At 66.9% G+C, this 1412-nt stretch carries 1 protein-coding gene; it reads left to right on the forward strand.

What is annotated here, in order from left to right:
- Window positions 1-57 precede the first annotated feature (57 nt).
- Window positions 58-1215, forward strand: a complete 1158-nt coding sequence (locus tag ACFVHI_RS37165; RefSeq protein ID WP_063346973.1) for an IS701 family transposase — start codon at window positions 58-60, stop codon at window positions 1213-1215.
- Window positions 1216-1412 lie beyond the last annotated feature (197 nt).

Raw genomic sequence — 1412 nt, forward strand, 5'->3', positions numbered from 1 at the left:
CTAGTACTGCAACGGTGCTTACCGTGACGGTTGTCGGGTTAGCTCGTTGAGCTGTTCATGGATGGGGACATATCCGAGGTCGATGCTCGTCGCTGGTCGGATGGGCTGGCAGGGTTACATGAGCGGTTTGCTCACCGGTTCGCGCGGAGTGAGTCGCGGGAGTCTGCGCTGGCTTACATGTGGGGCCTGCTGGCGCCTTTGGAGCGCAAGAACGGGTGGACGGTGGCCGAGGAGGCCGGTCATGTCGGTCCGGACCGGATCCAGCGGCTGCTGAACCGGATCGAGTGGGACGCGGACGGGGTGCTCGACGACGTACGCGAGTACGTCGTCGAGCACCTGGCGGATCCGGCCGGTGTGCTGATCGTGGACGACACCGGGTTCCTGAAGAAGGGTGTGCGTTCGGCCGGTGTCCAGCGGCAGTACTCCGGCACCGCCGGCCGTACCGAGAATTGCCAGGTCGGGGTCTTCCTCGCCTATTCCGGCAAGCCGGGCCGCACCCTGATCGACCGGGCGCTCTACCTCCCGAAGTCCTGGACCGACGACCGCGCACGCTGCCGGGCGGCAGGGATCGGCGACGAGGTCGAGTTCGTCACCAAGGTCCAGCTCGCCAGGGCGATGGTCCGGCGCGCGATCGACGACCAGATCCCGTTCCGGTGGGTGACCGCGGATGCCGGCTACGGCTACAGCAAGGGCTGGCGCTACGAGTTGGAGCAGGCGGATGTCTTCCACGTCGTGGCCACCACCAGCCACGACACCGTCGTCACCCGGAGGGCACTGGACCATCGGCTGCACGACCTGATCGCCGACCTTCCCCGTCAGAAGTGGAAGCGTCGTTCCTGCGGCGAGGGCGCCCATGGCCTGCGGGTCTACGACTGGGCCCGTGTCGAGGTCCGGCCGTGGCACCGCCCCGACCGCAAGCACTGGGTCCTGGCACGCCGCAGCATCACCGATCCCACAAAGCTCGCCTACTACATCGCCTACGCGCCCGCCGGTGCCACACTCAACGAGCTGATCGCCGTCGCGGGTGCCCGCTGGGCGATCGAGGAGTGTTTCCAGAGTGCCAAGGGCCAGTGCGGCCTGGACGACTATCAGGTCCGACGCCACCCGGGGTGGTACCGGCACATCACCCTGGCCATGGCGGCCCACGCCTACCTCACCGTCATGCGGGCCCAGCACCTCGAAAAGGGGCTGGACCCGCTCGAACGCCAGACCTGATACCCCTCACGGTCCCCGAGATCCGCCGACTGATCACGAAGCTCACCCGGCCTGTCCGCCGCAGCATCGACCACGTCCTGCACTGGTCCCGATGGCGTCGCAGACGCCAACAACAGGCCCGGACCAGCCACTACAAAAGACGAGGCCACAGCCCAAGAGCTGAAGCCTCGTCACGGTAAGCACCGTTGCAGTACTAG

The organism is Kitasatospora sp. NPDC127121, from assembly GCF_042677305.1.
Lineage (GTDB): Bacteria > Actinomycetota > Actinomycetes > Streptomycetales > Streptomycetaceae > Kitasatospora.